This window comes from Selenomonas sp. F0473 (genome assembly GCF_000315545.1).
Classification (GTDB): Bacteria; Bacillota; Negativicutes; order Selenomonadales; family Selenomonadaceae; genus Centipeda.
Genome location: NZ_JH992902.1, coordinates 1,030,939 through 1,038,854 on the forward strand (window position 1 = coordinate 1,030,939; position 7,916 = coordinate 1,038,854).

Genomic DNA, 7,916 nt, shown 5'->3' on the forward strand with positions numbered 1-7,916 from the left:
ACTATCCCTCTTCCCGAAACATATCCTTCTGGAATAAAATTCGCCGCAGCGACGATTTTTCCTTTATTTTTTTCTGCCGAATGTCGTATTTATCGCCTTACCGTCAAATTTATCGAAAACGTCAAGCGCTTTGCCGCACCCCAGCGCCACGCAGGACATAGGCTCGTCCGCGACGACCGTCGGGGTTCCCGTCTCATGCTGGATGAGCTCGGCCATGCCGTAGAGCAGCGCGCCGCCGCCCGTTAAAACAATGCCGCGGTCCATGATGTCGGCCGCAAGTTCCGGCGGGGTCTCCTCGAGCACCTTTTTCACGCAGTCCACGATGCGCATCACCGAGGGCTCAATCGCAGCCGAGGCCTGCGCCGTGGAGATCGTAACGCTCTTCGGCAGTCCCGAGAGCAGATCCCGTCCGCGGATGTCCATTTGTTCGCGCCGCGCGGCCGTATAGGCGGCCCCGATACGCGTCTTGATATCCTCTGCCGTGCGCTCGCCGATGAGCAGGTTGAACTCGCGCTTGACATACGCGATGATATCCTCGTCGAAGGCATCGCCCGCCACACGCAGGCTCTCGCTCGTGACGACGCCGCCGAGGCTGATCAACGCGACGTCGGTCGTCCCGCCGCCGATGTCGACGACCATCGAGCCCTGTGCCTCTACGATGTCGAGCCCCGCGCCCATCGCCGCCGCAAGCGGCTCCTCGATGAGCTGGATATGACGCGCGCCCGCCTGCTCGGCGGCCTCCTGCACGGCGCGCTGCTCCACCATCGTCACGCCCGACGGGATACAGATCATGATGCGCGGGCGAAAGACGATGCTGCGCCCGACTACCTTTTCAATGAAAAAGCGCAGCATGCTCTCCGTAATGTCGTAATCCGCGATCACCCCGTTGCGCAGCGGGCGGATGGCGACGATGTTGCCGGGCGTGCGCCCGATCATCCGCCGCGCCTCTTCTCCGATCGCGAGGACATCATTCGTGTCGCGGTTCACCGCGACGACGGACGGTTCCTTGAGAACGATGCCTTTCCTCTTTACATAGACAAGCACGTTTGCCGTGCCCAAATCGATTCCAATGTCCATTGACATGCCGAACATGCAGGAAATTCCTCCTAATATCTGTCACCAATCAATCTTCGCTTTCATCTGAGGCGACGGCCTGCTCCGGTACGGGAGTCAACGCCGCGCGCACCTCTTCGAGAGACGCTTCGAGCGACGCCATATACTCTTTCTCCAGCGCCTTATCGTCCCATTTGCAGCGTCTTCCATAATTCAGGATCCCGTCGAGAAACGCGAGCACCATCTCCGACACGTAGGCCTTGGAGACTTCGGCCGCGGTCATATAGACTTCCTTCGTACGCAGCTCAAAGGCGATGCGGTCGATATAGTGTTCGCCCTCGATGATGTAGGCAAGCGAGCGCAGCCGGAGGCTCATCTCGCGTGCGGTCACGGCATCGCGCGCCGTCGCGGAGCGATCCGCCGCAAGCTTTTCGAAAAGCGCCCATGCCTCGTCGCACAGATTCCCGACCGCGGCGAGTACCCGGTCGCGCGCGCGCTTCTTGCGCCAAAGCACCTCGCGCACCGTCGGCTTCTTCTGCTCCCCCATGCCTGCCTCCCATTTCTTTCGGCATATTCTCTATCAAGTCTTTTCATTATATGATTTTCGCCATCCGACGTCAATCTATAATTATCCGCGCGATATCCGCCCGATATGCGCAAAACATTTGCATTTACGGGCGCATTCAATGTAAAATAACAGAAAGATTTTCTTTCATAAAAAGGAGCATAGTATGGCGGAGATTTTAAAGGAAGGTCCGCGTCTCCTACTGCGCCGCGCCGAACCCGAGGATATCGACTACGTCTGCGCGCTGCAGGAGGCGGAGGACAACCGCGACTACATCGTCCCGTTCTCACGCGCGGATCACGAAACGATCGTCCTGCAGGGAAAGGCCGCGATAGATATCATCGTGACGGAGAAGGAAACGCTCGAACGCGTCGGCTATCTCCACGTCGCGGGGCTCCTCCTCGAGAGCAAAGAGCAGGAATGGACGCATGTCATTATCGGGAAAAAGGGACGCGGCTACGGCCATGAGACGATGCGGCTGCTGAAGGCGTGGACGTTCGGCGTCTGCGGCGCGCACCGCGCGTGGCTCGACTGCAAGGACTACAACGCGCGCGCCCTGCACCTCTATGAGTCCGAAGGCATGGTGCGCGAGGCGCTCATCCGCGAAACGCTCCTGAGGAACGGCGCCTACGAGAATCTCGTCGTCCTCGGCATACTGGATCGCGAGTACCGCGCGCGTCGGCGTGCGGGTCTTGAACCGGAAGGGATGGAATCGTTATGAAAAACACAGACATCAAACGCGTCTTCCTCATCGTGCTGGACAGCTTCGGCATCGGCGCCGCGCCGGACGCCGCGGACTTCGGCGACGCCGCCACGTGCAGCACGCTGCGCTCCGTCACCGAGAGCGGGCTTTTCCCCGCGAAGAATCTCCGCAAACTCGGCCTTTACAACATCGACGGCGTAACCTGCGGCAGAGTCCACGACGCCCCCGAGGGGGCATACGCGCGCCTGCGCGAGCTTTCGCGCGGCAAGGATACGACGACCGGACACTGGGAAATGGCGGGGATCGTGCGCAACGAGCCGCTCCCGACCTACCCCGACGGCTTCCCGCAGGAGATCGTCGCGCAGCTGGAAAAGGCGTTCGGTCGGAAGATTCTCTGCAACAAGCCCTACTCCGGCACGCAGGTCATTCACGACTACGGCCGGGCGCACGAGGAAACGGGAGCGCTCATCGTCTATACCTCCGCGGACAGCGTGCTCCAGATCGCGGCGCACGAGGCGCACGTCCCCGTAGAGACACTGTATGACTACTGCCGCAGGGCGCGGGAAATCATGCGGGGGCCGCATGCCGTCGGGCGCATCATCGCGCGCCCCTTTGTCGGCGCGTATCCAAACTACAAGCGCACGCCGCGCCGCCACGACTTTTCGCTCGCGCCGACGGGCGAGACCGTCCTCGACGCGCTCAAGGAGGCGGACCTCGACGTCATCGGCGTCGGGAAAATCTCGGACATCTTTGCGGGACGCGGACTGACGCGCTCGCTCGGCGTCAACGAAGACAATGCGGACGGCATGCGAAAGACGATGACGCTCCTCGATGAGGACTTCACGGGGCTCGCCTACGTCAACCTTGTGGACGGCGACAGCGTCTACGGGCACCGCCGCGATATCCCCGGCTACGCGCGCGCGATGCAGGAGTTTGACGACTGGCTCTCCGATTTTCTCCCGCGGATGCGCGCAGGGGATGTGCTCATGATTACCGCCGACCACGGCTGCGACCCCGGCGCCGCGGGCACCGACCACACGCGCGAATATGTCCCGCTCCTCGTCTGCGGCACACGCGTCGTGCCGGGCAGTTTCGGCACGTACCCGACCTTTGCCATGATCGGCGCGAGCATCGCCGACATGTTCGACGTGCCGCTCGCGACCAAGGGCGAGAGTTTCCTCCCGTCCATCCTATGCTAGAGGCGCGCCGCCATGAATATGTACGACCTCATCACGAAGAAGAAACGCGGCGATACGCTCGCGTGCGACGAACTCTCCTATATGATAAACGGCTATGTCGCGGATGAAATCCCCGACTATCAGATGTCCGCCATGCTGATGGCAATCTATTTCCGCGGCATGACGGCCGAGGAAACGACCGATCTCACAAAGATCATGGCAGCCTCGGGCGGCCGCATCGACCTCTCCTCCATTCCGGGGAAAAAAATCGACAAGCACTCGACGGGCGGCGTCGGGGACAAGACGACCCTCATCGTCAGCCCCATCGTCGCGGCGTGCGGCTGCTATGCGCCGAAGATGTCAGGGCGCGGCCTCGGGCATACGGGCGGCACGGTCGACAAACTCGAATCCATCCCCGGGTTCCGCACCGACCTCACGCAGGAGGAGTTCCTCTCCGTCCTGCGCGCGTGCCGGACGAGCCTCATCGCACAGGCGGGCACGCTTGCCCGCGCGGATAAGCTGCTCTACGCCCTGCGCGACGTGACGGCGACCGTCGACAGCATCCCCCTCATCGCGTCCTCCATCATGAGCAAGAAACTCGCGTGCGGCGCCGACGCCGTCCTACTCGACGTGAAGGTCGGCCGCGGCGCCTTCATGAAGACCGCAGAGGAGGCGCGCACGCTCGCTGCCCTCATGGTGGACATCGGTCGGGGCGCGGGGCTTCCCGCCGCCGCGCTCCTCACGAACATGGACGCACCGCTCGGCAATGCCGTCGGCAACAGCCTCGAAGTCGCCGAGGCGATGGAGGTGCTGCGCGGCGAAGGCCCCGCCGACCTGCGCGAAGTCTCTCTCTCCCTCGCGGCAGGCATGCTGCATCTGGCGGGATGCGGCACACGCGCAGAGTGCCGCGCGCGCGCCGAAGGCGCCGTTGCGGACGGTTCGGCGTTCGAAACCTTCGTCCGTATGGCGGCGGCACAGGGCGGCGATACCGCCGTGCTCTACGACCCGCGCAAATTCCCGCAGGCAAAGCGCCAATGCGTACTCACCGCAAGAGAAACCGGATATATTGCGCGCCTCGACGCCGAAACCGTCGGCCGCGCCGCCGTCCTCCTCGGCGCGGGACGCGCAACCAAAAACGCGGCGATCGACCATGCGGCGGGCATCTGTCTCGATAAGAAATACGGCGAACGCGTCGCCGCCGGCGATGCGCTCGCGGTGCTCTATGCGGACAGCGAGGCACAGGCGGCGGCCGCCGCCGCGCGGCTCGAAGAAGCCTATGCCATAGAGCCCGCCGCCCCGCCGCCGCAGCGTCTCATCTACGGCACAATGGATGCGGAGGGCTGGCATGACCGATAGAGAACTCGTCGCGCAGGCGCTGCGTTTCCGCGAGAACGCCTACGCGCCGTACTCCCATTTCGCCGTCGGCGCCGCGCTCCTTGGCCGCAGCGGGCGTGTCTACGGCGGCGTGAATGTGGAGAACGCCTCCTATCCCGTCGGCATCTGTGCCGAGCGCGCGGCCATCGCCCGTGCCGTCGCGGACGGCGAGCGGGACTTTGAGGCGCTTGCCGTCGTCGCGGACAGCCCCGGCGTCTGCGTCCCCTGCGGCATGTGCCGCCAGATGATCGCGGAACTGCCCGTCGGACGCGTCATCCTCGCAAATCTGCGCGGCGACCTGCGTGTTATGACGCCCGCCGCGCTGCTCCCGCACGCCTTCGGCGCCGCGGCACTGCCCGGAAAGGAGCCTATCCCATGAAGATACTCATCGTCGACGACGCGCGCATCGCCGTCTCCCAACGCCTCGAGGCGGACGGCAGTCCTCTCGTCGTCGGTCTCGCCGCCTGCGAGGACGCCTTCTTTACCCTCGCGGGCGGTTACAGCGGCGTCTCTCTCGACGGCATGGAGGAACTCGCCGTCGATGCGGTCAGCGAGCTGTTCAACGTGATCAACGGCCGCTTTTCCTCCGAAATGCGCGCCCGCCGGCACGCTGTCTCCATCGTCGATCCGCCGCGCCACCGGTACGGCGCCGCACTGCCGGCCGATGCGCCGATTTCACGGCCCATCGCGAGCCCGTTCGGTACCATGCGCATCGCCGCCGCGCGGGAAGAATTTCTCCCCGCCTAACGCACGCCTCACTCATCTGAAAGGAGCCAACCTTGAGCATCTTTTCCTACGACATCGATTTTACAACGACGCTCGACCTCCTCCTCATTCCGGTCTGTATCGTCCTCGCAGCCCTCGCGGCGGGCGTTATCGCCGACCGCCTCGTTCGCCGCTATATCAACCGCCATCTTTCCGTGGAGGAGAGCACGTGGAAATACGTGTTCGTCCGCTCCATGCACGGCGTACCGATCTTTTTCAGCTTCATCATCGGCCTCTATTGGGCAATCGATGCGGTGGAGATCTCGCCGACTCTCACGAAACTCTTCTCCTACCTCCTCTTTACGAGCAATGTGCTGATCATCACACGCGTCATCGCGCGTACTGTGGACGGCATCGTGACGATGTACTTCGAGCGGTCGGGCAAAAATCTCCCGAAGACCACCCTCCTCAACGGCATTCTCATCGGCGTGATCTACGCGATGGGGATTCTCGTCATCCTCCAATACTACGGTGTGTCGATCGCGCCCATTCTGACCGCCGCCGGCGTCGGCGGTATGGCGGTCGCGCTCGCCCTGCAGGAGACGCTCGCCAATATCTTCGCGGGGCTGCACCTCATCCTCTCGAAACAGCTGCGCCTCGGCGACTACATCAAGCTCAGCAGCGGCGAGGAAGGGCGCGTCACCGACATCACATGGCGGTTCACCACCATCATCCCCGTCGGCGCGAGCAACACCATCGTTATCCCGAATAAAACCATCGCGGGGGCGAACATCACAAACTACAGTCTGCCGAGCAAACAGATCAACATCAGCGTCCCTATCGGCGTCTCTTATGACAGCGACCTCTCGCTCGTGGAGCGCGTCACCGTCGAAACGGCGAAAGAGGTGCTCTCACGCGTCGACAAGAGTGTCATCGCAAATCCCTTAGTACGCTTCACAGACTTCGGCGAATCCTCCATCGACTTCGTCGTCGTTCTGCAGTCCAGTCTCTTCGACCATCAAGGTCTCATCAAGCATGAGTTCATCAAGGCTCTCACCGAACGCTACCGCAAAGAGGGCATCGACATGCCTTACCCGATCCGCACGATCATTCAGGAACAGGAGATCAAAGAGTAGCGCAATTATCCACAGAATGCACAGATTCTCCCTAGGGAAATTGTGGATAACTTTAGGGACTTCGCCATGCCCGCAGAGCCTTTTTTCATCGGCATCCGCGACGGCACGCGCCTGTTTTTCCAAAAATTTCTTGTGGATAACTCTGTGCATGAACAACTATATATAGATTTCCTATTGACTCCGCCCCACTACATGTTGTATAATCCATCACGAAACGGCGGACAGCCGCCCAACATACTATCCCGCCGCAAAAGGGGCGGAGTTCAAAGGAGAATGCAGAGCATGATTGTCAACGATATCAACGTCACGGTAAACGGTCTCTCGGATGTTACCGCACACGAGGTGGAGAACTACATCGCCTACATCGAAGGGCAGACGCACGAAAAACTCGACAGCCTCTCCATCACGGGTACGGACGACGGCCGCGTCACGCTCGGTTACGAGATGCGCCAGCCGAAGTTCGAGCGCGTCCGCCGCATCACGGGATACCTCGTCGGCACCACGGATCGCTGGAACAACGCCAAGCGCGCCGAGGAACATGAGCGTGTCAAGCACGGACTCCACTGAGATCCGTATCTCCGGCATTGCACGCGACTCCATTGTCGACGGCGAGGGCATTCGGCTGACGGTCTTCACGCAGGGCTGTCCGCGCCGCTGCCCCGGCTGTCACAACCCCGAGACGCAGCCGCTCTGCGGCGGCCGTACGACAACCGTCGGCGCGGTTGTCGCAGCGCTCGATGAGAATCCGCTCCTGACGGGCCTGACGCTGAGCGGCGGCGAACCCTTCCTCCAGCCGGGCGCGCTGCTCCCGCTCGCCCGCGCCGCACACGCCCGGGGACTGGATGTGTGGAGCTATACGGGCTTCACGCTCGAGGAACTGCGCGCACAAGGGGATCCCGATGTGGACGCCCTGCTCGACGAGTTGGACGTTCTCGTAGACGGCGACTACCGCGAGGAACTGCGCGACCTCACGCTCCATTTCCGCGGATCGCGGAACCAGCGTGTGATCGACCTTGCCGCCACGCGCGCGACAGGAACGATGACGCTCCTATACGCGGATGAAGTATAATAAATATCCACCCGCGTAGCGGGTGGTTTTTCATTTTCGGGCATAGCCCTAATATTACTAGCGGCGTACAAGTACGCTTTTTATTGGCCTGCCAGCCATGCGTTTGTTACTTGCTACCCATAAATGGGTCTCT

General features: G+C 62.1%; 10 protein-coding genes. 8 read left to right on the forward strand and 2 right to left on the reverse strand.

From position 1 onward, the window contains the following. Positions 1-63: 63 nt before the first annotated feature. Complete coding sequence (locus tag HMPREF9161_RS04745) at positions 64-1,092, reverse strand: rod shape-determining protein (protein ID WP_009728548.1); 1,029 nt, start codon at positions 1,090-1,092, stop codon at positions 64-66. A gap of 31 nt (positions 1,093-1,123) precedes the next feature. After that, positions 1,124-1,600, reverse strand: a complete 477-nt coding sequence (locus HMPREF9161_RS04750) for a hypothetical protein (RefSeq protein WP_009728549.1) — start codon at positions 1,598-1,600, stop codon at positions 1,124-1,126. A 184-nt stretch (positions 1,601-1,784) separates the two neighbouring features. Here HMPREF9161_RS04750 and HMPREF9161_RS04755 point away from each other — a divergent pair, with 184 nt between their 5' ends. From HMPREF9161_RS04755 to nrdG, 8 genes are all read left to right on the forward strand, one after another. Further along, positions 1,785-2,339: a GNAT family N-acetyltransferase gene (locus HMPREF9161_RS04755; protein ID WP_009728550.1), complete on the forward strand. Its 555-nt coding sequence runs from the start codon at positions 1,785-1,787 to the stop codon at positions 2,337-2,339. After that, positions 2,336-3,520 carry a phosphopentomutase gene (locus HMPREF9161_RS04760; protein WP_009728551.1) on the forward strand — a complete coding sequence of 395 codons (1,185 nt, stop codon included), beginning with the start codon at positions 2,336-2,338 and terminating at the stop codon, positions 3,518-3,520. Before HMPREF9161_RS04755 ends, HMPREF9161_RS04760 begins: the two co-directional genes overlap by 4 nt. Before the next feature lie 12 nt (positions 3,521-3,532). After that, positions 3,533-4,855, forward strand: a complete 1,323-nt coding sequence (locus HMPREF9161_RS04765) for a thymidine phosphorylase (RefSeq protein ID WP_009728552.1) — start codon at positions 3,533-3,535, stop codon at positions 4,853-4,855. Beyond that, positions 4,845-5,252 (forward strand): cytidine deaminase, encoded by a 408-nt coding sequence (locus HMPREF9161_RS04770; protein ID WP_009728553.1) that lies wholly within the window; start codon positions 4,845-4,847, stop codon positions 5,250-5,252. The genes HMPREF9161_RS04765 and HMPREF9161_RS04770 overlap by 11 nt, the downstream gene beginning before the upstream one ends. Further along, positions 5,249-5,620, forward strand: coding sequence for a hypothetical protein (locus HMPREF9161_RS04775; protein WP_009728554.1), 372 nt, complete (start codon positions 5,249-5,251; stop codon positions 5,618-5,620). The genes HMPREF9161_RS04770 and HMPREF9161_RS04775 overlap by 4 nt, the downstream gene beginning before the upstream one ends. Positions 5,621-5,652: 32 nt before the next feature. After that, positions 5,653-6,714, forward strand: coding sequence for a mechanosensitive ion channel family protein (locus HMPREF9161_RS04780; protein ID WP_009728555.1), 1,062 nt, complete (start codon positions 5,653-5,655; stop codon positions 6,712-6,714). Positions 6,715-6,996: 282 nt separating this feature from the next. Further along, positions 6,997-7,281, forward strand: a complete 285-nt coding sequence (gene nrdD / locus HMPREF9161_RS04785) for an anaerobic ribonucleoside-triphosphate reductase (RefSeq protein WP_009728556.1) — start codon at positions 6,997-6,999, stop codon at positions 7,279-7,281. Continuing rightward, positions 7,253-7,783 (forward strand): anaerobic ribonucleoside-triphosphate reductase activating protein, encoded by a 531-nt coding sequence (gene nrdG, locus HMPREF9161_RS04790; protein WP_037348584.1) that lies wholly within the window; start codon positions 7,253-7,255, stop codon positions 7,781-7,783. Before nrdD ends, nrdG begins: the two co-directional genes overlap by 29 nt. Positions 7,784-7,916: the final 133 nt, after the last annotated feature.

What these genes read in the sequence shown, in the direction of transcription:
- HMPREF9161_RS04745 (WP_009728548.1), bottom strand. Translation starts at nt 1,092, where the DNA reads ATGTTCGGCATGTCAATGGACATTGGAATCGATTTGGGCACGGCAAAC.
- HMPREF9161_RS04750 (WP_009728549.1), bottom strand. Translation starts at nt 1,600, where the DNA reads ATGGGGGAGCAGAAGAAGCCGACGGTGCGCGAGGTGCTTTGGCGCAAG.
- HMPREF9161_RS04755 (WP_009728550.1), top strand. Translation starts at nt 1,785, where the DNA reads ATGGCGGAGATTTTAAAGGAAGGTCCGCGTCTCCTACTGCGCCGCGCC.
- HMPREF9161_RS04760 (WP_009728551.1), top strand. Translation starts at nt 2,336, where the DNA reads ATGAAAAACACAGACATCAAACGCGTCTTCCTCATCGTGCTGGACAGC.
- HMPREF9161_RS04765 (WP_009728552.1), top strand. Translation starts at nt 3,533, where the DNA reads ATGAATATGTACGACCTCATCACGAAGAAGAAACGCGGCGATACGCTC.
- HMPREF9161_RS04770 (WP_009728553.1), top strand. Translation starts at nt 4,845, where the DNA reads ATGACCGATAGAGAACTCGTCGCGCAGGCGCTGCGTTTCCGCGAGAAC.
- HMPREF9161_RS04775 (WP_009728554.1), top strand. Translation starts at nt 5,249, where the DNA reads ATGAAGATACTCATCGTCGACGACGCGCGCATCGCCGTCTCCCAACGC.
- nrdD (WP_009728556.1), top strand. Translation starts at nt 6,997, where the DNA reads ATGATTGTCAACGATATCAACGTCACGGTAAACGGTCTCTCGGATGTT.
- nrdG (WP_037348584.1), top strand. Translation starts at nt 7,253, where the DNA reads ATGAGCGTGTCAAGCACGGACTCCACTGAGATCCGTATCTCCGGCATT.